The following is a 25,837-nucleotide window of genomic DNA, read 5'->3' as shown; positions in this document are numbered from 1 at the left end:
TAATTTTGAAGTAATTACCCTGTATCATGAAAGCACTTCGATTGATCCTCGACCACCCCGTTAAGGGAAACCTGCGGCTCCGCCCACTATCCGGGCAGGAGAGCCAGTTCAAACCTCGAGATTTTGAGACGGACGCGGCGCACGTATTGAAGATCGAAAAGGACTGGCTGGAAAGTGGCACATGGGAGTTGGTACTGGAATGGGAACATGAGGGACGGAGCTTTCAGCACACCCAGGCCTTCGGGGTGGAAGAAGATAACGGCTTATTCAAAACATCTTTGTATGCCGAAGCCAGTTTGTTCCACAGCCGTCACCCTTTGCACTGCATAAACCACTAATGCTTACCATTTCTCAAATAACCAGCCGAAAGGTTTTTGTTTGCTGACCGGTTTAAGGCCAAATTCCCTGATGCTCTTTTCTTTGATGAGTTGCACCGCTTCCTCTAGATCATCCGTAACAAGGAATAGGCCGGTGTCTGTTTCTCCGATGGTCCCACAGCTTTTCATGTTTTCTATATAACGGATCATGTCCCGGTGATATTCCCTGCCAAAAATAATGACCGGGAAATTTTTGATCTTGCGGGTTTGGATTAGCGTCAGCGCTTCGAAATATTCGTCCATCGTGCCGAAACCACCGGGCATGACCACGAAGGCAAAACTGTATTTCACCAGCAGTACCTTGCGCAGGAAGAACTGCTTCATATAGACCCATTTATCCAGGTAAGGATTGGGCTGCTGCTCGACTGGCAGCCGGATATTGCAACCGACGGACCTACCGCCGACATCTTTGGCGCCGCGGTTGGCGGCCTCCATCAGCCCCGGTCCACCGCCGGTCAGGATGGTGAAACCCAATTTGGCAAAAGCTGCAGCGGCCTGGCGGGTTTGTTCATAAAAGGGATGGTCTTCTTTAAAACGTGCTGAACCAAATACGGTGATGCAAGGTCCGATGAAGTGCAAGGCGCGGAAACCGCGGATTAGCCCGGTCATGGTCTGGAATGTAAATTTAAGTTCCTGCCAGCGTGACTGCGGGCCGTCCAGGAATTTGATCTCGGAAGTATTTGCCATGCGCAAACTTAAGCACGGCCGGTACTCTGACAAGTGACCGTCGTCACGCGCTTCGGTGATCCCCGGCGGTCAGCCGGCGGCATTCCCGGGCGATCGCGAGTTCTTCATTGGTCGGCACGACCAGGATATGTGTACGGCTATCATCTGCACTCAGATCGCGTGTCCCTCTTTCTTTCGAAGAATTTTTAGCGCTATCGATATATATGCCCAGTATGTCCATATCACGGCAGACCAGCTCGCGGGTCAGCGGATCGTTCTCGCCGACACCAGCCGTAAAGACGATGGCGTCCAGGCCGTTCAAGGCCACCGCATACGCGCCGATGAACTTTTTGATCCGGTAAGTATAGATCTCATAGGCCAACATCGCGGCGGGATCATTTTCCTGGTAAAATTTGCTGATGTCCCGCATATCGTTGGATCCGGCCAGGGCCAGCATGCCGCTTTGCTTGTTCAGCAGTTCGGTCAGCTGTGCAGCGCTATATCCTTTTTGCTGCTGCAGGTAAAGCAGCACCGACGGGTCGATCGTTCCGCTGCGCGTTCCCATGACCAATCCATCCAGCGGGGTAAGGCCCATACTGGTATCGATACATCGCCCGGTATTTACCGCAGCCATGCTGCAGCCGTTGCCAAGGTGGATAGTGATCAGTTTGGCTTCCGGTTTATCGAGCCAGGTCATGGCTTCATTCGCTACATATTGGTGACTAATGCCGTGAAAGCCATAAACCCTGATACCATCCTCCTGGTAAAATTTGTCCGGGATCGCATAACGGAAAGCTTTTTCGGGCACGGTTTGGTGAAAAGCCGTATCAAAAACGGCGATCTGGGTTGCTGACGGGAATAATTTTTCGGCTACTTCGATGCCTTTGATATGGCCCGGATTGTGCAGCGGCGCTAAAGGATAAAGTGCTTTGATCTTCGATTTGACCTCATCGGTAATGAGCGTGGTCGCCGTCAGGGTTTCCCCACCGTGAACAACGCGGTGCCCAACGGTTACAATGTCGTCCGGGCTGCCGATGACCGCGATGTCCGGCCGGGTCAGCAGTCCTGCGAGGGTTTGCATGCCCGCTTCATGATCCTTAACCGGCTGGTCCAATTTGATCCGCTGTTCAGCACCCGCTTTAAAGATCTCGTGCGTTACCTGTCCGTTGTCCTGGCCGATGCGTTCGATCAGCCCGCTGCAGAGCGGCTGATCGCTGTCTTTTGGAAAAAGCTGGTATTTGATAGAGCTGCTGCCCGAATTGATCACCAATATATACATGAACAAAAATAATAATTAACTGGTCTCTTCCTGGCTTTGAATCGCCGTGATAATGACCGTGTTGAAAATATCGTCGACCGTACATCCGCGGCTCAGGTCATTGACGGGTTTATTCAGGCCCTGCAGCATCGGACCGATGGCTAATGCGCCGGTTTCGCGTTGTACGGCTTTGTAAGTATTATTCCCGGTGTTCAGGTCCGGGAAGATCAGCACGCTGGCCTGCCCGGCGACCTCCGAACCGGGCAGCTTTTGCCTCCCCACGACCGGATCGACGGCGGCATCATATTGTATCGGTCCTTCCACCTTGATGTCCGGACGCCTTTCCCTGACCAGTCCGGTAGCCCGCCGAACCTTGTCGACATCTTCGCCGGCACCCGAAGTCCCGGATGAATAAGATAACATGGCCACGCGGGGCTCAATACCGAACCGTTTGGCATTATCGGCCGAGGAGATCGCGATCTCGGCCAGTTCTTCGGATGTCGGGTCGGGGTTCACCGCGCAATCGCCAAAAACGGATACCCGGTCGGCCAGGCACATAAAAAAGATCGATGATACCGTGGAGATGCCAGGCCTGGTCTTGATGAACTGCAGGGCAGGGCGGATCGTGTGCTGCGTGGTATGGACCGCGCCGGAGACCATGCCGTCGGCTTCGCCTTTATAGACCATCATGGTACCAAAGTAGGAAACATCGGTCATCAGGTCGCGTGCCATCTCTAGGGTTACGTTCTTCTGCTTGCGTAAGTCGTAAAGGGTCTGCACATAGTCTTCCAGCTGCGGCGCGTTGGCCGGATCGATCACCTTGAGCTTTTGCAGGTCCAGGTCCAGACCCAGCCGCTTTACCGAAGCAGCAAGCTCGACAGGGTCGCCGAGCAAGATCAGGTTGACGACATCCTGCGCGACCAGCCGGGCGGCAGCCTGCAGGATGCGGTCGTCGTTCCCTTCAGGTAAAACGATCGTCTTTTTTTGCCGGCGCGCCCATTGGGTCAGCTGGTACTGGAACATGTGCGGGGTCATGGCCGCTGACCGGTGCAGCACGATCTTTTCGTTCAAGGCGGACTGGTCGACATAACGATCAAAAGTTTCGATTGCCAGCCGGATCTTTTTATTATCATCCGGGCGGATACGGGAATGCACACCTGCAACGAAGTTGGTTGTCTCGAAAGTGCCCGTATTCACGGCCATGATGGGTACAACCACCTGCAAGCCTTCGATCAGCCGTATCACGGGCGCTTCGGGAACACTGCCTGCCGTGAGCACGATACCTGAAACTCTTGGGTAACTGGAGGACATGTTGGCTTGCAGCGAACTGATGATGATATCCCCGCGGTCGCCGGGTGTGACGATCAGAACGTTCTCTTTAAGGTAGTTCAGGAAATTAGGCACCTGCATCGCCCCGGTTACAAAGTTATCCACCGGGTTTTCCAATAGTGTCTCGCCAAAAAGCAGGCGGCCGTCCAAACGGCTGAAGATCTCGCCCACGCTGGGATTTTCCAGCGCCTTATCTGCCGGGATCACCGCGGTCAGGACGTCAGGCGGTAATTGCCTTTGAAGCTCCTCACTGGCTTCCCCTGAAAGTGTGGATGCCATCCGATTAACGACGACCGCCAGTACCGGGATATCCTGTTCCTGGTAAGCCTGCCAGAAGTTCAATGCATCCTGGACGGTCTCGGCAACGGACTTTTTATTACCCGATACCAGCAACACGACCGGCGCATTTAAGTTCCGGGCCATTAATCGGTTAAGTTCAAATTCGACGGCGGTGCCTCCACCGGTAAAATCACAGCCTTCCACGATCGTAAAGTCGGAAGCCTTTTCCAGTGCTTTGAAACGGCCGATCAACTGATCAAGTAACTCGCCCTGGCGGTGTTCTTTTAAATGATGCAGCGCCTCCTGCCGGGTAAAGACCCAGGCCTCGTCATACGCCTGTTGTAACTGGAAGTGTGACAGTACCGCCTGGATGTGCGGGTCTGCCGGCGCCGCGGAGCTGATCACGGGCTTGAAATAACGAATCTTTTGAGCACGTGTCAATAACATGTTGACCAGGCCTAAGGCTAGTATGGATTTTCCGCTATAGGGCTCGGCAGAAGCTATAAATATACTTTTTGTCAATGCTTTGGATATTTAAAGGTATTAAACACACAGGTGCAGCTTTTGTTCAAGCTGCCCGGCGTGCCTCGACCAAGGCGTATTTGATGCCCTTCAGCACGTCCAATGCATCACGGACAGCAGCCTGCAAAGCGACAAAATCTTCCAGCAAAGCCAGGTCCGGTTCCGGTTCAGTCACCAGCAACAGCAGTTCCAGGTGTTGGATAAAATTATCCAGCTTAATCCGTATGCCGCCCTGTATATCACGCGCATTTGCTAACCGGGCCGCCAGGTTGTGTTGACTCGGGGGTGCGATAGCAGGTGGATAGGGTGCTGAGAGTTGTCCGGCAAGAAAATTGCTTTCCTCCTCGAGAAAAGACAGGTCACTTTGCCACTGCTTGCCGGTCAGGTAAACCTCCTGCAATTCAAATTCCAGTTCCGGGTCTTCGTTGGTCTTTTTCATATCCTGGTTTTTATAAAACAAATATCCGCTTCAACGCTTAATAGTTTAAGGCTCAGCATCATCCCTAAAAATGATCCTTATCACAATTCAGGCACTCCTTTTAATTGATTTTTGTCTCATCAGCACATTTTTATGCAAGATCCTATAACAGAAAAAGAATTACGGTTGCTGGACGCTTACTGGCGTGCGGCTAATTATCTTTCGGTCGGCCAAATCTACCTGCGCGATAACCCCTTGCTGCGCGAACCTTTGCGGATCGAACACGTCAAACGCATGCTGCTCGGTCACTGGGGCACCACGCCGGGGCAAAATTTTATTTATGCGCACCTCAACCGGATCATCAAGAAGTACGACCTGAACATGTTCTATATTTCCGGGCCCGGCCATGGCGGCCCGGCGATGGTGAGCCAGACCTACTTGGAAGGCACTTACAGCGAGGTCTATCCTGACATCAGCCAGGACGAAGCGGGCCTGAAGAAATTGTTCAAACAGTTTTCGTTTCCGGGAGGCATACCCAGCCACGTTTCCCCGGAATGCCCGGGTTCGCTGCATGAAGGCGGTGAACTGGGTTATTCCCTCAGTCATGCTTTTGGTGCGGTGTTCGATAACCCGGACCTGATCGCCGCCTGTGTCATCGGCGACGGCGAGGCCGAGACCGGACCGCTGGCGACCGCCTGGCATTCCAATAAATTCCTGAACCCGGTGACCGATGGGGTGGTTTTACCGATCCTGCACCTGAACGGTTACAAGATCGCTAACCCGACGGTCCTGGCACGCATCCCGGAAAAGGAATTGCTGGCGCTTTTCGAAGGATACGGTTGGAAGCCTTACCTGATCTCCGGGGACGAGCCGATGATCATGCACCGGGAAATGGCGGAACTGTTGGAAAACATAACAGAGGAGATCAGGCAGATCAAAGCGAAGGCTGCGACCGATCCGGATGAGGCCAGGCCATGCTGGCCGATGATCATCCTTCGGACGCCAAAAGGTTGGACGGGCCCGAAAGTGGTGGACGGCCTGCAGGTCGAGGGTACTTTCCGTGCGCATCAGGTACCTCTTTCTGATCCGGCCGCGAATCCCGAACATCTCATGCAACTGGAGATCTGGCTGAGAAGCTACCGTCCGCAAGAATTATTCGACGAAGACGGACGTTTGATACCGGAGTTGCTTTCGCTTGCTCCGGCCGGTGAACGGAGGATGGGGGCTAATCCGCATACCAATGGCGGCCTGCTTTTAAAAGATCTGCGGATGCCTGATTTTAAGGTTTACGGACTGGGGCTAACCGAACGCGGTAACAACGGACCCGGGGATACATTAGTTGTCGGCAACTTTGTCCGGGATGTGATCCGGCTGAACCAGCAAAGCCGGAACTTCCGGGTCTTCGGACCTGACGAAACGCTTTCTAATAAGCTGGACGCCGTATTCGAGGTGACGAACCGGCAATGGGAAGCGGAAACCCTGGAGACTGACGTGCTGCAAGCCAAGGAGGGCCGCATCCTGGAAATGCTCAGCGAGCACCAGTGCGAAGGCTGGCTGGAAGGATACCTGCTTACCGGGCGGCACGGGCTGTTCAACTGTTATGAAGCCTTCATTCATATTATCGATTCGATGTTCAACCAGCACGCCAAATGGTTGAAAGTGACCGCCGGGCTACCCTGGCGCCGGCCGCTGGCCTCACTGAATATCCTGCTGGCCTCGCATGTCTGGCGGCAGGACCATAATGGTTTTACGCACCAGGATCCGGGATTTATGGATCACGTCGTCAACAAAAAAGCCAGTGTGGTACGCGTCTACCTGCCGCCGGATGCCAATTGTCTGTTGTCGGTCATGGACCATTGCCTCCGCAGCAGGCATTACGTGAATGTGATGGTCGCCGGCAAGCACCCTTCGCCGCAATGGCTTTCCATCGATGAAGCGGCGCTGCATTGCACCAAAGGCATTGGGATCTGGGAATGGGCAAGTAACGACGAAGGGCTGGAGCCTGATGTGGTCATGGCCTGTGCGGGCGACGTGCCCACTTTGGAAACGCTGGCAGCGGTATCAATCCTACGAAAAGCCTTGCCGGAACTGAAGATCCGGGTGGTGAACGTGGTCGACCTGATGAAACTTCAGCCCGAACAGGAACATCCGCATGGACTGAGCGACACCGACTTCGATGCCCTGTTCACGAAGGACAAACCTGTGATCTTTGCATTTCACGCTTATCCCTGGCTGATCCACCGCCTGACCTACCGCCGTACCAACCACCACAATATTCATGTACGTGGTTACAAGGAAGAAGGCACAATCACCACGCCGTTCGATATGACGGTACTCAACGAAATGGACCGTTTCCATCTGGTGCAGGATGTGATCGACCGTTTGCCACAATTGGGGGCGAGGGCGTCATATCTAAAGCAGGGAATGAAGGATAAACTGATCGAACACCGGCTTTACATACACGAAAACGGGATCGATATGCAGGAAGTAAAGGAATGGAAATGGGGCGCGCCTTAATTATCCAATGGCATCTGCTATTTATTAAGGGTATTTCGCCAGTCTGACAGTAATCAAATGACAATCAAAACAATGTTATGAACAAAGAATGGCACGCAGCAAATCCCATGCTCCGGAATCCAACAAAAGCACAGCGGATCAAGTGGCATCAGGCCCATCAGCAATATTGCGCCTGCCGCCCGGTACCTGAAAAATTGCGGCAGAATGTCGTGAGTTATGAAGACGTTGCGATTCAGATACCGGTCATCAGCAGATCCAAATGATGCTGCCTGTTTAAAGTCATTGCCATACTTGTCCCGGAGTTCGGCCGACAAAGGCAAAGGCAGCGAAGCCTGCGTCGATTTTCTGCCGCCAGTATTGACATTGCCAGCACCTGTACAAACCGCCTGTCAATTACTTCACTTTCAAACGATCTTCTTACGTTTTTATTGACCCCGGCCTCATCGACCACATTCAGAAAAAAAGATAATCTGTCGCGCCACCAGCACCCATTTCATGGGCATAAAAATAATAAAGAGAGATGGGTTTAAATTGTTCCGATGGCAGCACTTTCTACGAGTAAAAGTAGTTGTTGAAACAGCGATCGTAGGGAAGGCCACAAAGCCCCCATGAACTTTTCGGAGCTTCCAGCGCAATGGAAAATAATGAAAATGATAATGCTCTATGAAGTTACCAGCGGCAAACTCACAAAAAAGGTGGTTCCAGAGCCTTCGCGACTTTGGCACCAGATCCGCCCGCCATTGGCCCGGATAAAGTCTAACGAAAGCATGAGGCCCAAACCGGTGCCTTTTTCACCTTTTGTGCCGAAAGTGCTGTTCAGCCTGCCCTCCTCAAATAGTTCTCGCTGTTTATCGGCCGGGATGCCCTGGCCATTGTCATGAACAGCGATCACGGCTTCGTCTGCCTTTTTTTCCGCCGTAATATCGATCTCTCCGCCGGGATAAGAAAACTTGATGGCATTACTGATCAGGTTACGCACGACAAAATCGAACTGGTCACTATCAGCCAGTACCGTTAAGCCATTCGCGTCAGGCTGTTTGATCCGTACCGCTTTTACTGCCGCCTGTGCTTTGAGGAGGTCGAGCGAACGCTGGATCGCATCCATGGCGTTGATCGAAGCAACCTTCGGCTGCGCGCCTTTTAATTGGGCGCTAGCCCAATTAAGCAAAGTGTTCAAAGTTTCATTGAACGTCCGGCTCTGCTGTTTCAGCAGACTGATCACTTCCTTTTGTTCTTCCTCATCCAGCAGTCCGGCATCCACCATCTCAAGCGCCTGCATGATGCCACCAGCCGGGCCGCGCAGGTCATGGCCGATGATGGAAAAGAGGGTATCCTTGATCTGGTTGGATTTGGCCAGCGCCTTATTCAGCCGCCGGGTGCTGCGGTAGTAGTAGGCAAAAATACCAGTCAGTAACGCTAGTGCGATCGTTACCGTCAGCCCGATGGTCCGCTCCCTGGTTCGTATGGCATCGGCCCGGAGATGCTCAGCCTCTTTTTTACGGCTCTTTTCAAAAACTGCCTGCAATAATTTCTGGTGCGCTTCTAAAGCAGCCAGAGATTCCTTATAGTTCTGCTGCTGCTTGTACACGCTACTGATAGCTTTTAGAATATCGGCGCACAGCTCCGGCTTATCCAGGCCTTCCGCGATCTGCAAGGCGCCGTTCAGATAAGCCAGACTTTGATCGGATCGCTGCCCCTTCAGCAATAAAGCGATATGCACCAGCGCCCGCGCCTCATGTTCATGCAAGCCGTGGCGGCGGGCATGCGCTAACGCCTTTTTGTGATAGTATAAGGCTTTGTCCGTATCCTGTCCTGCTGCGAATCTTTTAGCCGAATCGGTAAATTGCTTGTAAGTATTGACATGCGCGCTATCCACCGGGGCCGGCGTTTGCCCCTGACAGCCGGTAAAACACGAAAGCCCTAAGAGGCAGGCCAATACATAGTTTTTCATGAACATAGATACGTATATTCGCGTGGTTTAGTTCGGCTTAGCTTCCATTCATTTTATTTTGTTCATTATCTTTGAACAATGGAGAGCGCTGAAGAATTCAATTGCCTTGATCAAGACCAGCAATACGCAGCGATGATAATGGGACAGTTCTTGGATGACCGCCGCGCTAAGGGCCAGGTCATTCAATTATTTTCCATACCCCGTTTTTATATAGAGCGCAGGTACGATCCGGAGACCAACTGCATCATGCGTTACAAAGCTTTCCATACCCATGATCGCCTGGTGCCCAATATAGCCGTATCAAATTCAATAACCCATAGTGAGTAAGAAAAGCTGGCATATCCCAGTCTACGGACTTTCCCCCGGCTCCAAGCGCGGTATCATGATCATGCGCGATGCATTTGACGGCTCCATGGAAGAGCAGCACATCGAACGTGCGCACCGTGATGGCGGTTACACCTTTATCGTCCAGGAAGAAGGGAAAACCTACCTGGAGATCGATTTTCAAACCTGCCGCCTGAGCGCACCCGGTATTGTCTTCATCCATCCCAACCAGGTCCACCGGGTGATCGCCTTTGAAGCCGCTACGATCAGCACCTGGATGATCACGGAGGAAAATCTCCGCCCGGAGTACCTAAGCCTGCTGAACACGCTGACGCCGGTTAGAACCCTGCCCGTCCAGACAGCAACGGTGACGACCCTTTCGGAAGCGGCAGCTTTATGTTTGAAACTGGCTGATCAAAAAACCGATCAGCTGCAAACCACGCTTTTGCAAGATAGCTGCAATACTCTCGTAGGGCTCGTGATTTCTCAATATTTGTCCGAAGGCAATATTACCGGTGAACATTCGCGGATGGAGGAATTGACGAGGGCGTTTAAACATGAACTGGAACAAAGTTTCAAAACGATCAAAAGCCCGGCAGCTTATGCCGGCAGCCTGAACATCACTACGTCCTATCTGAACGAGTGTGTCAAAGCCAGCACCGGAAGATCCGTATCCCGGCATATCCAGCAACGCGTAATCCTGGAAGCCAAGCGGATGCTTTATCACTCCACCCGATCGGTTAAAGAGATCTCCGCTGAACTTGGTTATGATGATCATTCGTACTTTACCCGGCTGTTTACCAAGGTTGCCGGCCTGACACCTTTGGCTTTTCGCGACAAAAACCTTGATTAGTCCTACACTTACCACCTCTGGTTATTTTCCCGACGGCTAAAACCGTGTTTCTTTGCTGTCATAAATGACAAGGAATATGGCAACATCAACTATAAATATTTTACAGGATAAGAAAATAGCTATCGTCGGCGGAGGCCCGGGCGGCCTGACGCTCGCCAGGCTGTTACAACAAAAGGGCGCTGAGGTTAAAGTTTATGAACGTGATCGTAGCCAGGCCTCGCGCGTGCAGGGCGCCATTGTCGATCTGCATTTTGATTCGGGATTAAAGGTGATCGAGGCCGCCGGCTTAACGGATGCATTCAAAGCCAGCTATATGGCAGGTGCGGACAGATATCGCTTGCTGGATCCCGCCGGAAACATCCTGTTAGACGACGGCAACCAAAGTGGTAAAGTGGGTTTTGGTGACCCAAGCTTCCGACCGGAGATCGACCGGGGGGCGCTTCGCGATCTGCTGATCGAAGTTTTACTGCCGGACACCGTGGTCTGGGACAGCCAGTTTTCAGACATGGCGGAAGTTGATGGACGTTGGGAGCTGCGGTTCAGGAATGGCATGAGGGCCACCGCAGATCTGGTCATCGGTGCTGATGGCTACCGTTCGAAGGTCAGGCCATATCTGACGGATGGCAAAGCGCTGTATTCCGGCGCGACCATTATCCAGGGCGAGATCGATGATCCCGAAACCGCTTGCCCTGATATTTATCGTTTGGTGGGTAATGCCAACCTTATGGTCATGGGCGATGGCAAAACGCTCGCGGTTCAACCCAGAGGCGACGGCGGACTAACTTTTTACGCAGCATCGATGTACCCGGAAAACTGGGCTGAAGAAAGCGGAATTGATTTCAATCAACCGGAGGAAGTGTATGCTTACCTGGCGGAGCTTCATCAAGGTTGGAACCTGGTTTTTTTTACACTCTTTAAGGCTTGCCATCAATTTGTATTGCGGCCGCTGAATTATTTCCCGGTGGAGGATCGCTGGATGACAAAAGACAACCTTACCCTGCTTGGCGATGCCGCGCATTTGATGCCGCCGAACGGCGAGGGGGTTAACCTGGCCATGCTGGATGCGCTGGATCTCAGTGATTGCCTGACCAGTGATAAAATTCAAAACCTAAAAGAAGCCGTTAAGACCTATGAAGAGATCATGGTCACGAGAGCTGCCGCCTTAAGTCAGGAAACGCTGGAGGGCATCGAAGATTTTGCTTCTCCGACGGATGAATCCTTGCGAAAGTTGGTGACCATGCTTGGCGGACATGATCCGGCTTAAACAAATCACTCAAGCGTAAGATTTCCGTCAACATTATAAAGGCTGTCAATGGTCTTTCCCAGGCGAACATTGATTTGACCTTCTGCCTTACAGGCCAGCACGAATAGGAAAAAAAATGATAAATATCTCATGACAGGATAATTTATTGTAAGCGAACCATAAATATAGCCCCCCCGGTAGCTGTAAAAAGGCCATGGCTAAGGTAAGAATCATAAACTTCAATACTTATTCTATATGTACGCCCTCTCCGGCGGTTTCGAGCCGCCGCATCGGGGCGTTCATAAAGTTGTCCATATAGTTCACCCCGGCGTGCGAGTAGCCCGGCCCGTGACCTTTGTTGTGAAAGATAAGCAGCTGCGCATTCGGCAACCCGCGTTTGATCAGTCGGTTAAATGAAGGGCGGCACCACGGATCTATATCACCTGCAGCGATCAGCGCCGGCACAGATGATCGGACCGGTGCCCTTACTGATCCGGTCACGGGCTTTGCCTGCCAGCAATCGCAGATCACATGGTCAACATTGTTGAACCTATATCCCGCCAGCCATGGATAGCGCTTGGCCTCCCTGGCCTCAACCGATCGGCTTGCGAAGGCGATCTGGCCGCTGCAATAGACCGAATAACGCATCGCCAGGCTCACGGAGGAATTTCCCGCGAAATAGCCATCCATTACCTCACGAACAAAGGGTTCTGCCCGTCCCGCGATAATCTCTGCGATCACAAAGGGGACCGATTTCACTTGCGCAGTATTCAGTCGGTTAATGATCGCATCCAGTAATTCCTGCTTACCGTAACGCACCGTAATGCTATCCGCCCCTTGTTTTTCCAGGTATCGGATCTTAAAGCGTCTATCACTCAACTCCGAAAAATAATGATGAAAGCGATCTTTTAAATCCGAATATGCTGCTGAAGAATCCGCACAATTCTTAAAGACCTGGTCCAGCGCCTCATCGATATTTTTCAGGGCGCTTTCTTCATAGGTCACAAAAGCAGGCAAAGGAGAGTTCAGGATCAGCAGGCGCACCGCCTCCGGGTGTATATTTGCCACCGATAACATCAAACCGCCGCTGTAAGAAATCCCCACCAAGTTCAGCGAATCGAGGCCGAGCGCCAGCCGCAGGTCATTAATATCCTCCACGCTTTCCGCGGTGTTATAAGCGGAAAGATCAATACCTTGCGCTACCAGGAGCTCGCGTGATCGCTTGACCGCCTGCATGACCAGACTGTCTTTGTTCCGGCCATCCAGATAGCTTTGTTTGATCGCTTCATAAACCTTATCTGCTTCCAGGTTGGGTACAGCTCGTTTAGTTCCCCGCTGGTCAAAAGCGATAAAACCGCCATACTTCAAAAAACCCGAGTTATAACTGATACTGTCGATGCCTGTCGTGGTACTGTATCCCGGCCCGCCGGTCATGTACAGGGAAATATTTTTGTGCTCATCCTGATCAGGACGGCGAACAAAGAAAAAAGGCAGTTTGATCTTTCGCCCATTCGCTTTGCTGCGGTTCTCAGGCACCACCAGGTACCCCGTCTTGAGGATCAGCTTCGGATCAGCTTTGACCAGTTTGGGATAAGGCTCAATGCTGACTCGATACTTTTGCGCGAGCGCCGGTTTGCCAGCAAAGCACAGCAAAAAGGCATTCATTAATACCAAATATATAAGGTTAAACGATTTCAGTTCCATACGGCAAAGAAAACTAGGTCGGGCTTATAAGCAAAGTAAAAAACGGACAATCTGTAATGACATCTCAAAAAATCTCACTCAGCCTCCGCCCCGTAAAGTTATGCACGTCCTTATAAAAATGCGCCGGATCGTAATACCCAAAATCCCAGGGTTGAAATCCCGGCTTATCAGCCATCATTGCTGTCAATGCCGTTCTGGCCCGCAACAGCGAAAAATACTGCTTAGGTGCCACACCGACCACCCGGTTAAAGTATCGGTTGATGCTTTTTGAAGTAATGAACAGCCGCTCGGCAACCTCCGATGTATTCAACCGCATCCCCGAGGCGCTGTATTCACCAATGGCCTGACGGACCAATGCGGAGTAATGATCACCTGAACTGCGGCGCATCATCCCTAATAAATAATTTTCCATGATCTCTATCCGGTTGCTGAAATTGGCCGCCGCCTTCATTGCGCCAAGCAACTCCAATGGCAGGATATCCTGCAGCCTGATCACTCGGTCCTGCATCGCTGACTGGTTCAAACCCAATACTGCATCCAGACCTCCGGGGTAAAACTTCACCGTGAAGATCCGGTCCTCCGGACCATTGTGCCGCGTTACCGTCCCGTTCCGGAGGACCAGAATATCCTGATCCTTGCTGACAGCAGAGCGATTACCGGCCACATCGATCACATAAGCGCCCGCCAGGTTAATATAAAAAGTAGGGGTCCAGCTGCCGAACATCGTTACGCTGGCGTGGCCCTGATCAAATCGCAGCGCACATTTTTCAGCGGAGGATTCCGAAAAAAATTCTATGTAGGGGAGCAGCTCACCGCAGGGCGCGGCAAAGTCATAGATCTCCCGAATATCCTGAAATATTTCTGTCATCATAAACCTGCTGGTCATAAGACGGCGGCCGGAGTTAAATAGTTACGGGTCAATCAATAAAATTGTGCAGCATGTGTTTTAACACGCCATATCTACATGCTTCGCTATAAGTTATTTTTAATTATTCTAAATAAGGATTACATTTGTTGCCGTTATGATGAGGGGCAAAAATCGACCGGGCAACCATTTGGCGAAGGATCAGGCATTCATTGACCTGTTCAATGCGCATTGGGCCGGCGTTTTCCAGCTTTGCCGCAGGTACACCGGCGATGAGGTCATTGCCCAGGACCTGACCCAGGAGATCTTCCTTTCCCTGCTTGAACGGGAAATGAATTTTGAGACCGATACTGCTGCGGCCCAATACCTGGCAAAGGCCGCCCGTTATAAAGTGATGAACTATCTGAGGGACAGGAAGGTCCTGGAACCGGCCACCGCAGAAACCGGTGCCACAAACCGTACGGAAACAGACCGCTATAACCCAGAGACTATTTACCTCGCCTCGGAACTTGCCGGACAGCTAGCTCTGAAGATCGAAGCATTGGAGGAACCTGCCAGAACGATGTTCCTGCTGAACCGCCAGCAGGAAATGAGCTACCGCGAGATCGCCGAACAATTTGGCGTTGCCGTAAAGACCGTCGAAAAACACATGAGCCGGGCGCTCCGGTCATTGCGCGCCATTAAATAATTTATTTTTTCAGATCAGCATAGGGTAGCTGCCAACTCATGGTAGTTATCAGTATGGAAGACCTGGAACCCGAATTACTGAAACGCTATGCCCAGGGCCGTTGCACCGACGCCGAACGCCTTCGCGTGGAGCAATGGCTGGAAAGTGATGCACCCTTATCCGGATCAGGTACCGAAAAGGAAGAAATCAAACAAAAGATCTGGTCCGGCATCAGCCAAAGCGCCGGAGGATACAAAAGAAAGCAACTATGGCCACGCCGGTACATTGGTATCGCTGCTGCTGCGGCCTGCGTATTCCTGACGGCCGGTTTGCTCCTGTACATGAACACCGGGCTACCGGCAAATCCCACTGCAGCCTTCACGCGTTACCGCGTACCTAAGGGCAAAAGTGCCAGTTTACAATTAGCCGACGGTTCCACCGTCCGGCTGGCCGGCGGCAGCCTGCTGGAATTTCCAGCAAAATTTACCGGCGAAACACGCCTCGTCCGCCTCCTCAGCGGACAGGGATTCTTTAACATCGCGCATGATACCAGCCATCCTTTCATCCTGGAAACTGCAGGGACAAGGATCAAAGTACTCGGCACCCGCTTCGACGTGAATGACAATGATCCTGACCTGTTGCTCGTCACCCTGACCCAGGGCAGCATCTCCTTCAGCGATGCAGGCACCCATAACAAAAAGGTCCTCAAACCCGGTGAGCAACTGGTTTATGATAAACAGGCCTCCGGCATCAGAAGCCTGACCGCGACCGACACTACGGCCGTGACCGACTGGACACGGGGAGTCCTTTCCTTCCGTAAAACACAGTTGCGTCAGGTACTCGTGAAATTGGAAAGCTACTACGGTGTTCGCTTTGATACCCATGAGCCCTTACAGCTGAACGAGCCCCTGACCGCGCGTTTCGACAACTATCCCCTCGACCGGGTATTGCAGCTGATCGAAAACAGCAGCCGGCTGAAGTTTACCGGGAACAGGAACGGAAACTATATCGTCACATCAAACTAATAGGGAGAGAGAAAAATAAGGAAAGAAGAGAAAACCTTGCAAAAGAAACTACCGGACGTGCTCCAACACGCCGGTAGCTATAAACATCATCAATCGTCACAATCAATGAATACTTGTAAAATTAGAAACTTTTTACTGGCGGCCATCGCTGCCCTGATCTTTTTCAACTTAAAAACGGCATCCGCGCAAAGCGATCCCAATGCGCAGGTGCGCATCAGCCCTTCGAACCTGACCGTTCGTGAGGCATTCAGCCAGCTGAGTAAATCAGCAGGACTGAATTTTGTTTACGGCAATGTGGAGTCCGAACTCGACCGCAGCATCACCCTCGATCCCGCCTCCGGCAGCGTCAAACAGTTGCTGCAACAGATCGCATTCAAATCCGGACTGACCCTGACCGGCAGCGGCAGGGACATCGCCGTAAAACTGACGCCAAAAGGCACCGTCAGCGGACGTGTCACCACCAGCGACGGCGAACCTGCCCGCCTGGTGACCGTTACTATCCGCGGCCTGCGTAGTACCACCGTGGATCAGAACGGCTATTATACCTTCCGTCACGTGCCCGCCGGCCAATATACGTTAACGGCCACCTATGTAGGACTTGAGACCCAGAGCCAGCAGGTGACCGTTAGCGCGGAGGCACCGCAAACCGCAAATTTTGAACTGCATGAAAGCCAGCAGGACCTCAAGGAGGTCGTGGTCAGCGGCTCGAAAGTGAACAAATACGGCCGCAAGGAAAGCGAGTACATCGCCCGACTGCCTATTAAGAACCTCGAGAACCCGCAGGTCTATAGTGTTGTGCGGAAAGAATTGTTCACCACCCAGATCGCCACCACGCTGGACGAGACCTATCGCAATATCCCCGGCGCCCTGGTATCCCGCACCGGTGCCGGAATGCCCGCCATTACCGCCCGGGGCTTTACGACCGGTGACAACCTGCGCAACGGTATGGCCACTTTCCTGAAAACCAATATCGATCCGGTGATCGTAGAGCGGGTGGAATCCATCAAGGGCCCGTCCTCCACACTTTTCGGGTCTACTATGGTCAATTTCGGTGGTTTGGTTAACTACGTGATCAAAAAACCTTACGATACCTTTGGAGGTGAGGTCAGCTATACCGCGGGCAGCTTCGACCTCAGCAGACTGACCGCTGATGTCAACGTTCCGCTAAACCAGGACAAGTCCCTGCTTTTCCGTGTCACCGGTGCGCTGCACAAGGAAAACTCTTTCCAGGATCAGGGTTTCCAGAACCTGCAGGTGATCTCGCCAAGCTTTACCTACCAGATCAACGACCGCCTAAAGTTCACCCTCGACGGGGATTTCACCCGGGTGAAAGGGACATCATCCATCCTGCTGACCATTCCGACCAACGCCTTTAACGGCAAGAGCTTTAAAGATTTGCCGGTCGGTTACAGGCAATCCCTGATCGATAACTCCCTGGCCAGCCAGCAGTCCTCGAACAATATCTTCTTCCAGGCCGATTACAAGATCTCGGAGAACTGGCGCTCGCAGACCAATTATGCTTACTCCTTAGGCGCTTACGACCAGTTCAACCAGTTCGATTTCGTGTACACCTCGGAGAGCACCATCAACCGGAAAGTGCGCTTCTTCGCGCCGGACAAATGGGGCCGTAAACAGCTGCAGCAGAACTTCACCGGTGATTTCAAGACCGGCCCGCTCCGCCACCGCTTGGTTATCGGCCTGGATTACCTCAGCCAGTACCGCCAGCTGCTTTATGCGCAGGTGAACCTGGACATGATCGACCTGACCAAACCCATTCCCGGCATCACCCTTCAGCAGGCCAACAATGCTTTTGCCGCCATGAATGCGCCCCAATCTGATTCCGGGCAGGATAGCTATGCCGCCTATGTTTCTGACCTCGTGAATGTAACCGACCGCCTGATGGTCATGCTGAGCGTGCGCGGCGACCGCTTTGTCAATAAAGGTTCCAAAAGCCTCAGCACAAATGTTACCACCGGAGATTATAAGCAAACCGCTTATTCGCCGAAGTTCGGCCTGATCTACCAACCCATCAAAGACAAGGTTTCCCTGTTCGCCAACTACATGAACGGCTTTAAGAACCTGCCGAACGCCATACAGCCGGACGGCACCATCGATGTATTCAAAGTGCAGCAGGCCAACCAGTGGGAAGGTGGGGTCAAGGTAGACCTGCTGGACCACCGTATCGTTGCCAACGTCAGCTATTACAATATCGACGTGAAGAACTCCACCCGCTTCGAGATCCGTGACGGCCAGAATTTCCAGGTACAGGATGGCACCCAGAAAAGCAAGGGCGTGGACTTTGAGCTGATCGCCAATCCCATCCGGGGGCTGAACATCGTGGCGGGATATGGCTATAATGACAATAAGTTCACCAAGGCCGCACCGCGAGTGGAAGGCAAACGCGCCCTGCTGACCCCGGCCAATGTCGGTAACCTTTGGGTGAATTACACCCTGACCGCCGGTAAACTCAGCGGACTGGGCATCGGCGCGGGGGGTAACTATGTATCCTCATCCTACTTTGCAAATACCGGCGATTATACCTTTACCTTACCGGCCTATACATTTATCGATGCCGCCTTATTTTATGACCAACCGAAATACCGCCTGAACTTCAAAGCTAATAATATCGGCGATGTGCAATCATGGGCCATCGACGGCAGGCCGCAAAAACCCGTAAATTTCCTCGCTTCCGTTGCGTTCAAATTTTAAAAAAGGCATTCGGTTGCTGCACCGCTGGCTCGGACTATCGTCCGGGCTGGTGGTGTTTATCCTAGGGCTGACCGGTTGCATCTATGCCTTTGCCCCCGAGCTCAAGGAATGGTGCTGCCGGGATCGCTTTTATGTTCCGCATCCCGGACCGGTCACCCTTCCGCTGGACCAATTACGCGAAGCCGCACAATCGGCCATCGACAGCAGGCACACCATTACCCGCGCCCAACTCTTCAAGGATAAGCGCCGTACCTGGCAGTTCCGAGCACTGAAGATCGACCCTGCCGCATTTGGCTACAGCCGGTATTATACCTACTACGACCTGGTTTATGTCGATCCGTATACCGCGAAGGTCATCCATGTGGAGAACGGAAAGAACGATTTTTTCACCGTTGTTTTAGCCATGCACCTCAACCTCCTGCTCGGCAAACCCATTGGGCAGCAGGTGATCCGTGTGTCCGTTATCATCTTCCTCGTGCTGCTTATCAGCGGGATCATTCTCTGGTGGCCAAAAACATGGAAAAAGAAGCAACTCAGCAACAACCTGAGCATCAGTTGGAACGCCGGGTTCAAACGCCTGATCTACGACCTGCATAACGTTCCCGGCTTTTACAGCTTGCTCATACTGTTGCTTATCGCGCTCACCGGGCTTATGATGTCCTATGGCCTGAACGGGATAACGATAAAGCCCGTCAGCTCCGATACGACACAGTCAGTCAGCAAAGCAAGTATCAAAACCGCCTTGGGCAAAATCATAAAAAAAGGAGAACGATCCGCGCCCGGTGCCGGGTACCTTTACCTGAACTATCCTGCAGGTCCGGAAGGCACTTATACCCTCACCGCCTATTTCGACCCGTCACATCTCTATGACCGGCAGCAATTCCGCTACGATCAGTATACCGGCACCGAACTGGACCGCAGCCCAAAATTCGGTCAGCTCGGCACTGCCGATCAGTTCAGGACCTTGCAATATGACCTGCATACCGGAAGCGCCATAGGCATGACCGGAAGGATACTCGCCTTTCTTGCCAGTCTGGTCGCCACCTCACTGCCCCTTACCGGGCTGTTCATATGGATGGAAATGGAAGACACAAAAAGCACAGGAGGGGATAAACAAGATAAGGCATGGTCGAGCAGGATAAGTGCCTGAACGATGGCTCATGCAACTGGCAAACGAATACATCATGCACCCGTATGCAGGATAAAACCCGCACCGCGAACGACCTCCAGTTCCAGGCGGGGGTCACCCGCTAATAACTTACGGAGCCGCCCGATAAAGACATCCAGGCTCCTGCCGTTAAAAAAGTCCGCGCTGCCCCAAAGAGATTCCAGGACAAAAGTGCGCCTGAGCAATCGGCCCGGTTCGCGGCACAACATTTCCAGCAACGCCGACTCCTTTTCGGTCAGCAGCCTGCGCTGACCATTGAGTTCCAGGGATAGTTCCTGTGGATGAAAATGATAATCACCCAAGACATAATGTTGAGATGGCTTTTCCCGATCCCCCGATCGCCGGAGGATATTCGCGATCCGCAACACCAGCTCATCCACATCGAAAGGTTTAAGCATATAGTCATCGGCTCCGAGACTTAGCCCTTTCAGCACATCTGCCTGTTGCCGCCTTGCGGTCAGAAAAAGAAAAGGGAGCGACGGATAGGCCTGCCGGATCTGTGAAGCCAGCACAAAACCATCTGCGCCTGGCAGCATGACATCCAGTACCGCGATAGCATAAGATCCGATGGCCAGCTCCTGCATGGCAGTTCGCCCATCCGTTATCAGCGTAACCCCGAAACCCTTGACCTCCAGGTAACGCCGGACCAGGTTCCCCAGATCGGCATCATCCTCGACGATCAGTATCCGATGTTCCATTCACTTTGAGTATTAAGGTAAATAAGTTCCCGCCATCCGGCGATTCCACGTAACGGATCCTGCCGTTCAGCAAAGCCGCCTGCTGCTGACAGATATACAATCCCAGCCCAAGGCCCTTCACATCATGAGCATCCGGCTGCGGCACCCGGAAGAATTTATCAAAGAGGTAAGGACGGTAACGATGTGGAATAGCCGGCCCCCGGTCGCCGATCGAAAGATGCATTTCGCGTCCCGCCCGGGTAAACCGCAGCGAGATCGGACCCTCCGTATATTTGATGGCATTATCCAGCAGGTTGACCAGGATGCCGGTCAGCCGGTCCGGATCGGTATAACCAGTCAATCCCTCGTCAACAGAACAGATCAACTCCCGCCCGGACTGTTTTGCCAGTTCCCGCAGGTCTTCGGCTACCTCCTGCAGATTTACTGCTCGTAAACCAAAAATAGTCCCCTGAGCGCCGAGGGCGCTCCCCATCACACTATCCATGATCCGCCCGATACGGCCCAGCTGCTTTTCCAGCTGATCCAGTAATTCCGCCGTCCAGACCTGATCCGCCATGGCTTCCGGGGTGCGCAGCGAACGCACCACGACCCCGGCCGCGCTCAGCGGTGTTTTGAGCTCATGCGTCATATTGTTCGCGAAATCCGTCGTAATATCCGCCACTCTTTTTTGCCGGAAAATGGCCAGGAAGGCCAGCACAAATATCGCCAGTGCCGCGGCGATCAGCAAAGCGCTGCCCGCTAAAGTGAAAGCCATTCGCTTAAACACCAATCTTTGCCAGCCCGGCGCATCCAGCGTGCTCTCCGTCCAGACCCCCAGGCGGTAAATTTTGCCATCCAAAGGAAAACCCGCCTGCTGCATACTTTGCCCAACCTGAAAGGCCGCTGCAGTGTTATCCCCGCCACTTCCTGTCAATACCAGCGAACCGATTGCACCGTTTGATCCCGAACCATTCAATAAGGTGTCCGCCTGTAAACCGTTATATAAGATCACCCGGCTATAAGAGAACCGGTACCGCGTATTCCGCAGCAGGCTGTCACCCGCCAAAGCCCGCAAAACGGCATCATTTTCCCTCCTTAACAACCTGTTATATACGCCCTGCATCCCCGAAACATCCGGCATACGCCCTGAACGTATCCCAGCCTTCACAGAATCCATCAGCAACTGCATTCCCCGGTGGTTCAGCGAGTCGACGGCGGCCTGCGGGGCAAGGCCCATCCTTTCCGTCACCAGCCGCAGCCAGGCCGCCTTTTCCAGCCGGTGGGTACCCGCCAGCAGACGATACTGCATCCAGCACAGGCCGGCAAAGACAAGCAAGCTTCCCGCGATCAGCAGGCCGAATTTTCCGGGAAATGACATACCCAAATATAAGCGCATTACCGTGGCAAGCAACAGACCGCAGGGCCCTTTAACTTTTCATTAACCTTTCCTTAACCCGCTTTCTGCCGCCAGAACCTGTCTTTTGTAAAAAATATCATTATGAAACCTACTTGCAGACTATTGTTATTCACCCTCATCCTGTTCACCTTCCGTAATGAATCCGCTTTTGCACAGCAGGAATACTATGACCGTGCGATGAAAGCCTACGAACAAAAGGATTTTAAGCAGTCAGCAACTGTGCTTGATCTGTTCATCAAAGCCAAAAAACAAAACCTCGGTAGTAATGAACTTTACAACAGCGCCTGTATCTATGCGATGGCCGGGGAAAGTACCAAAGCCTTTGAACTGCTGGAGAGGCTTGCCGCTCAGTTTTTGATGAGCAATGCCGCCCGCCTGGAAGCCGACAGCGACCTGTCCGCCCTGCGACAGACCGACCGCTGGAAGAAACTCATTGCTCAGGTGAACGAGAACAAGCGAAGCGAACCCGCCCGTACCGCCCGAACGATCAGAAACGCACTGGCCCGTGCAAAAACAATACTGAAGAAAGACAATGGCGCGATGTGGGGCACGCCCCTCTGGAGCAGTCACCTGCTGATCCTCGATACGAAGAATAAGATCTACAGCGCCCAACCCTTAGAGGACGCAGTATTTCAGGATTCACTCTGGTCACGGACCCTGCCGGACCGCACGCTCAACCAGAGCAATGCGCCGCAGGACTTTGCCGGCAGCCGCTACGCGGTGGTCATGACCACTTACCTTGCTGACAGCAGTGCCACACTGATCCATGAACTGTTCCACCTTGCGCAGGAAAAACAGGTACAGCTCAACGGCAATCCTCTGAACTACCTCGATGGCTACCAGGCGCGCGAGCTGCTGCGCCTTGAATACCATGCCCTGAGGGAGGCACTTTCTTTGGCCCGGAAAAATGCCCCGAAAAACGATATGGCCGCCCAGCTCAGCGATGCCGTCTGCTTCCGTAAACTGAGGAGGGCGCTCTCTCCAGAGACAGCCGATGCCGAGATCGATATCGAAAGTTCCGAGGGATTGGCCAATTATACCGGCTTCCGCTTATCTGACCGCAGGGACAAGTTCGCGCTGGCCATTAAAGAGATCAACGGCAGGGAAAGCGCGCCGACCTATACCCGCACCTTTCCCTATGCCACCGGCCCGGCTTATGGACTCCTGTTTGACCAGCTCGGAATTGAATGGCGCAGCGGACTGAACAAACGCTATAACCTCGGCGGGATCTTCGAGATACGCTATCTCCATAATGAGGTCGCCACCGACAGTGCCGCCTTTCATGCCGCAGCAAATCGTCATGACTACAACCGCATCCACAAGGAAGAACTCGACCGCAAAGCCATCTTTGACCAAAAGACCGCCTGGTTCACCAAAACCCTTGTGGATGCCCCGGTCCTGCATGCACGGCTCTCGACGGATACTTACAGCCGCTCCTTTGATATGAATGGCACCTTCGTCCTCCAAGATAAAGGCACCGTTTACACCGCCATTCGGGGAACAGATATCACCGGAAAGAACTTCGGCAGTTTCCAGACCACCAATACCGGCACTGCGGATCAGCCCGCCGGGATCCTGGGTAGCCCGGACAACCGCGAGTTCATCTTTCCGCTGCCCCTCAGGACGGAAGGTAGCAAACTTACCGGTCCAAATTATGAGCTATTGCTCAATCCGGGGTGGGTCGTCAAACCCAAAGGGGATAAAGGAAACCTGGAAATCGTTAAACAATAATCTGAATTCACTAGCTGCCGAAGTAAGAATAGATATTCCGGGCAAGGTATATCCTCCAGATCAACATCCTGCCCGCGTTGCGGCGACCAATAAGTTTGCGGTTTGATCAAACCGCTGTTATATCGGTCAGCTCGATCCAGGCCGGTCCGTGATCGCTGGAATGCTCCCAGCCCCGGACGTGTTTGTCTACGCCGGCTGCTGTCAGGCGGGGCTCCAATACGTTGTTCAATAAAAAGTGATCAGGGTACTTTCCTGAAATACCTTGTATTTGCAGCGCTCCCTATCGTGGTGCGGGTATTCGCTCACTTTAAAGTGATAGACTTGCTTGTCGTGGCTGATCGTGATCGGAAAATGTTCCATGAATTAACAACTTAAGAATGTCGCGTTTGTTTCCGTTAAATAAGAAGCGCCCCTGATGGGCAGGGGCGCATTCTAACCAATTATAAACCTAAATTATGAGAAGAGCCGCAAACGCGGGATCGAACCACTGGCGCTGCCTTTCAGCTGTTTGCACGATATATAACTATATACTTGTAATAGAAGCATTTGTTCACCTTCGTTGGCAGATTTGCGCATTTTTACGAACTTGTTAATTTGAGCCTGAAAATTCCGCTGTAAATGATCAGAATGATAATGCTTTATAAACTTGCCAGCGGCAAACTGACGTAAATAGTCGTGCCGGTGTCTTCCCGTCTCTAACACCAGATCCGCCCGCTGTTCACTTATTGCGATGCTGATCGGAGAAGGGTAGATATAAACAATTAGGGGCGCCGGCTTGTTGGACAGATAGATGACCGCTACGTCCGACCACCGTAAATACTGCACAGAGGATTTTATTCTGGGCAAAGTCATGCTGCTCCCGCCCGTAGTGATCTACCTGGCCACGCTTAGTGGATTTATCTTAGCCGCTCTGATCTATGTATTTGTTATTCAGCATATTTTTTTTCATGGCGGCCTGGCCCTCGCCTTCGGCCTGATGATTTTGGTCATGATGCTTATCTTGCAGGTGCATGCCCAAACTGTTATCCTTTACCTCGATAACAAGTCCCTGTTCATAGACGGCAAACGATACCTTCGCCAGGAGATCAGCGCAATAGAAACTTACGACTATGAAGCCCGTGAGCGCACCCGGATATACTTTTGCATCAGCCTAAAAAACGGCAGCAAAATTTATATCACCGATACCCGCATTTTTGAACGTAAAGACAAGGAGCAAGCGGTGAAACTCAGAAAATTGCTGCGAGCCATGAAAAAGCGATTGTCCATGCAACGCGTTAAAACGAACCGCTGGAGCGGGCGCGTTCTTTATCAGATTTACCCCGATCCCAGCATATAAAATATTTAGCCATTCTTTTCTGCCTTTTCTGCGGTAATGACTTGCATGCCCAGCAGGCCAAGGCCTATGAAGTCGTGCATTACATTGCCAGGAGCGGCAAATTCATTTATTCGCTGGACTATGCTGATGGCTACCCCGCTGCCAGCCACATCAGTATCAAGAATGGCAAACAGCCCGCAAGCCTGTTACAGCCGGTCAGCGGAGCGGCAGAAAGCAACGGAGATTTTGTATTTAGACCCGCCAAAGGTCTAACGATCACACAAGTCATTTTGAAGGCTCTTGATGAAACCAGTTCTGCACCAGCCAGTATCAAGGCCATTGCGATGACCGGCAAAGGCCGTGTCATTTTGAACTTCAAAGTGTTCGGCACGTAGTTCAAGCCGGTTTCTTTCGCATGAGCTCATATGATTCCCGGATGTAAACGAATAAGGCAGGCCGGATATCATCCAGCGAATCCACACGGATATGATTCTCGAATTTTCTTCCGGCGGCAACACTTTTGATCACCGGCTTTTCCGGGTGGGCAGCCGCAGAGTAGAATTTAATGTCCAGCCATTTTTTCATCGGCCGGATGATCAGAAAGCCAACCCGGCGGGTAAAAACGATGCAGTTCGGCGTAACACCGATCAGCACCCTTTCCCACTCCGACACTTCAGCCAGGATCTTGTCAAAAGCCAGCACCAGTTCCGGCGAACGCCCTTCGAATAAACTGTCCAGGCTTACCCGCTCACAATAGTGGCGGTAATCCTTCCAGGGCAGTTCACGGTCACAGTTCGGGCAGGTCCAGCTCATCGTTTTTTT

At 52.4% G+C, this 25,837-nt stretch carries 24 protein-coding genes; 12 read left to right on the top strand and 12 right to left on the bottom strand.

Annotated features, from left to right (window positions below):
* The first annotated feature begins 146 nt into the window (after nucleotides 1-146).
* On the top strand, nucleotides 147-338 hold the full coding sequence (locus AAFN85_RS03095) for a hypothetical protein (protein ID WP_347525492.1): 192 nt from the start codon (nucleotides 147-149) through the stop codon (nucleotides 336-338).
* 3 nt (nucleotides 339-341) lie between these two features.
* On the opposite strand, the gene AAFN85_RS03090 is transcribed toward AAFN85_RS03095, so the two are convergent.
* From AAFN85_RS03090 to AAFN85_RS03075, 4 genes are read right to left on the bottom strand one after another with little or no spacing between them, the layout of a single operon-like run.
* On the bottom strand, nucleotides 342-1,064 hold the full coding sequence (locus AAFN85_RS03090; protein WP_347525491.1) for a TIGR00730 family Rossman fold protein: 723 nt from the start codon (nucleotides 1,062-1,064) through the stop codon (nucleotides 342-344).
* A gap of 43 nt (nucleotides 1,065-1,107) precedes the next feature.
* Entirely contained in the window at nucleotides 1,108-2,322 is a 1,215-nt protein-coding gene (locus AAFN85_RS03085; RefSeq protein ID WP_347525490.1) for an acetate kinase, read from the bottom strand.
* Between the two features lie 15 nt (nucleotides 2,323-2,337).
* Complete coding sequence (gene pta, locus AAFN85_RS03080; RefSeq protein ID WP_347525489.1) at nucleotides 2,338-4,431, bottom strand: phosphate acetyltransferase; 2,094 nt, start codon at nucleotides 4,429-4,431, stop codon at nucleotides 2,338-2,340.
* A 46-nt stretch (nucleotides 4,432-4,477) separates the two neighbouring features.
* A complete protein-coding gene (locus tag AAFN85_RS03075) occupies nucleotides 4,478-4,870 on the bottom strand; it encodes a hypothetical protein (protein ID WP_347525488.1) in 393 nt (130 codons plus the stop codon).
* A 132-nt stretch (nucleotides 4,871-5,002) separates the two neighbouring features.
* Here AAFN85_RS03075 and AAFN85_RS03070 point away from each other — a divergent pair, with 132 nt between their 5' ends.
* Entirely contained in the window at nucleotides 5,003-7,366 is a 2,364-nt protein-coding gene (locus AAFN85_RS03070) for a phosphoketolase family protein (protein ID WP_347525487.1), read from the top strand.
* A gap of 53 nt (nucleotides 7,367-7,419) precedes the next feature.
* On the opposite strand, the gene AAFN85_RS03065 is transcribed toward AAFN85_RS03070, so the two are convergent.
* A complete protein-coding gene (locus AAFN85_RS03065; RefSeq protein WP_347525486.1) occupies nucleotides 7,420-7,680 on the bottom strand; it encodes a hypothetical protein in 261 nt (86 codons plus the stop codon).
* 347 nt (nucleotides 7,681-8,027) lie between these two features.
* Nucleotides 8,028-9,317, bottom strand: a complete 1,290-nt coding sequence (locus tag AAFN85_RS03060) for a HAMP domain-containing sensor histidine kinase (protein ID WP_347525485.1) — start codon at nucleotides 9,315-9,317, stop codon at nucleotides 8,028-8,030.
* Between the two features lie 78 nt (nucleotides 9,318-9,395).
* Between AAFN85_RS03060 and AAFN85_RS03055 the strand changes: the two genes are divergently transcribed.
* The 3 genes from AAFN85_RS03055 to AAFN85_RS03045 all read left to right on the top strand — a co-directional run bounded on the left by AAFN85_RS03055 (nucleotide 9,396) and on the right by AAFN85_RS03045 (nucleotide 11,758).
* Nucleotides 9,396-9,644: a hypothetical protein gene (locus AAFN85_RS03055; RefSeq protein ID WP_347525484.1), complete on the top strand. Its 249-nt coding sequence runs from the start codon at nucleotides 9,396-9,398 to the stop codon at nucleotides 9,642-9,644.
* A complete protein-coding gene (locus AAFN85_RS03050; RefSeq protein WP_347525483.1) occupies nucleotides 9,637-10,494 on the top strand; it encodes a helix-turn-helix transcriptional regulator in 858 nt (285 codons plus the stop codon). Before AAFN85_RS03055 ends, AAFN85_RS03050 begins: the two co-directional genes overlap by 8 nt.
* A gap of 76 nt (nucleotides 10,495-10,570) precedes the next feature.
* Nucleotides 10,571-11,758 carry an FAD-dependent monooxygenase gene (locus AAFN85_RS03045; protein WP_347525482.1) on the top strand — a complete coding sequence of 396 codons (1,188 nt, stop codon included), beginning with the start codon at nucleotides 10,571-10,573 and terminating at the stop codon, nucleotides 11,756-11,758.
* Between the two features lie 225 nt (nucleotides 11,759-11,983).
* Here AAFN85_RS03045 and AAFN85_RS03040 read toward each other — a convergent pair whose 3' ends face one another.
* Complete coding sequence (locus AAFN85_RS03040; protein ID WP_347525481.1) at nucleotides 11,984-13,441, bottom strand: alpha/beta fold hydrolase; 1,458 nt, start codon at nucleotides 13,439-13,441, stop codon at nucleotides 11,984-11,986.
* A gap of 64 nt (nucleotides 13,442-13,505) precedes the next feature.
* Nucleotides 13,506-14,312, bottom strand: coding sequence for a helix-turn-helix domain-containing protein (locus AAFN85_RS03035; RefSeq protein WP_347525480.1), 807 nt, complete (start codon nucleotides 14,310-14,312; stop codon nucleotides 13,506-13,508).
* A 151-nt stretch (nucleotides 14,313-14,463) separates the two neighbouring features.
* Between AAFN85_RS03035 and AAFN85_RS03030 the strand changes: the two genes are divergently transcribed.
* The 4 genes from AAFN85_RS03030 to AAFN85_RS03015 are packed head-to-tail and all read left to right on the top strand — an operon-like array spanning nucleotide 14,464 to nucleotide 19,857.
* A complete protein-coding gene (locus AAFN85_RS03030) occupies nucleotides 14,464-14,994 on the top strand; it encodes a sigma-70 family RNA polymerase sigma factor (protein WP_347525479.1) in 531 nt (176 codons plus the stop codon).
* 53 nt (nucleotides 14,995-15,047) lie between these two features.
* Nucleotides 15,048-15,998, top strand: a complete 951-nt coding sequence (locus AAFN85_RS03025) for a FecR domain-containing protein (RefSeq protein WP_347525478.1) — start codon at nucleotides 15,048-15,050, stop codon at nucleotides 15,996-15,998.
* 36 nt (nucleotides 15,999-16,034) lie between these two features.
* Nucleotides 16,035-18,707, top strand: a complete 2,673-nt coding sequence (locus tag AAFN85_RS03020) for a TonB-dependent receptor (protein WP_347525477.1) — start codon at nucleotides 16,035-16,037, stop codon at nucleotides 18,705-18,707.
* Complete coding sequence (locus tag AAFN85_RS03015; RefSeq protein WP_347525476.1) at nucleotides 18,691-19,857, top strand: PepSY-associated TM helix domain-containing protein; 1,167 nt, start codon at nucleotides 18,691-18,693, stop codon at nucleotides 19,855-19,857. The genes AAFN85_RS03020 and AAFN85_RS03015 overlap by 17 nt, the downstream gene beginning before the upstream one ends.
* 32 nt (nucleotides 19,858-19,889) lie before the next feature.
* Here AAFN85_RS03015 and AAFN85_RS03010 read toward each other — a convergent pair whose 3' ends face one another.
* Both AAFN85_RS03010 and AAFN85_RS03005 read right to left on the bottom strand, forming a co-directional pair.
* The gene (locus AAFN85_RS03010) at nucleotides 19,890-20,573 is read right to left on the bottom strand and encodes a response regulator transcription factor (protein ID WP_347525475.1); all 684 of its coding nucleotides are present in this window, start codon (nucleotides 20,571-20,573) and stop codon (nucleotides 19,890-19,892) included.
* Nucleotides 20,542-21,930: a HAMP domain-containing sensor histidine kinase gene (locus tag AAFN85_RS03005; RefSeq protein WP_347525474.1), complete on the bottom strand. Its 1,389-nt coding sequence runs from the start codon at nucleotides 21,928-21,930 to the stop codon at nucleotides 20,542-20,544. The genes AAFN85_RS03010 and AAFN85_RS03005 overlap by 32 nt, the downstream gene beginning before the upstream one ends.
* 120 nt (nucleotides 21,931-22,050) lie before the next feature.
* Between AAFN85_RS03005 and AAFN85_RS03000 the strand changes: the two genes are divergently transcribed.
* Nucleotides 22,051-23,700: a hypothetical protein gene (locus tag AAFN85_RS03000; protein WP_347525473.1), complete on the top strand. Its 1,650-nt coding sequence runs from the start codon at nucleotides 22,051-22,053 to the stop codon at nucleotides 23,698-23,700.
* A gap of 225 nt (nucleotides 23,701-23,925) precedes the next feature.
* On the opposite strand, the gene AAFN85_RS02995 is transcribed toward AAFN85_RS03000, so the two are convergent.
* Entirely contained in the window at nucleotides 23,926-24,060 is a 135-nt protein-coding gene (locus AAFN85_RS02995; RefSeq protein ID WP_347525472.1) for a hypothetical protein, read from the bottom strand.
* 430 nt (nucleotides 24,061-24,490) lie between these two features.
* Here AAFN85_RS02995 and AAFN85_RS02990 point away from each other — a divergent pair, with 430 nt between their 5' ends.
* Both AAFN85_RS02990 and AAFN85_RS02985 read left to right on the top strand, forming a co-directional pair.
* The gene (locus tag AAFN85_RS02990; RefSeq protein WP_347525471.1) at nucleotides 24,491-25,036 is read left to right on the top strand and encodes a hypothetical protein; all 546 of its coding nucleotides are present in this window, start codon (nucleotides 24,491-24,493) and stop codon (nucleotides 25,034-25,036) included.
* Nucleotides 25,037-25,077: 41 nt separating this feature from the next.
* Nucleotides 25,078-25,410 (top strand): hypothetical protein, encoded by a 333-nt coding sequence (locus AAFN85_RS02985; RefSeq protein ID WP_347525470.1) that lies wholly within the window; start codon nucleotides 25,078-25,080, stop codon nucleotides 25,408-25,410.
* A 1-nt stretch (nucleotide 25,411) separates the two neighbouring features.
* Here AAFN85_RS02985 and AAFN85_RS02980 read toward each other — a convergent pair whose 3' ends face one another.
* Nucleotides 25,412-25,828, bottom strand: a complete 417-nt coding sequence (locus AAFN85_RS02980) for a DUF5655 domain-containing protein (protein ID WP_347525469.1) — start codon at nucleotides 25,826-25,828, stop codon at nucleotides 25,412-25,414.
* Nucleotides 25,829-25,837 lie beyond the last annotated feature (9 nt).

The organism is Mucilaginibacter sp. CAU 1740, assembly GCF_039839285.1.
In the GTDB taxonomy this organism is placed as follows: domain Bacteria; phylum Bacteroidota; class Bacteroidia; order Sphingobacteriales; family Sphingobacteriaceae; genus Mucilaginibacter.
Note: the sequence above shows the minus strand (reverse complement) of the source record. Positions and strands in the feature narration are given on the sequence as shown.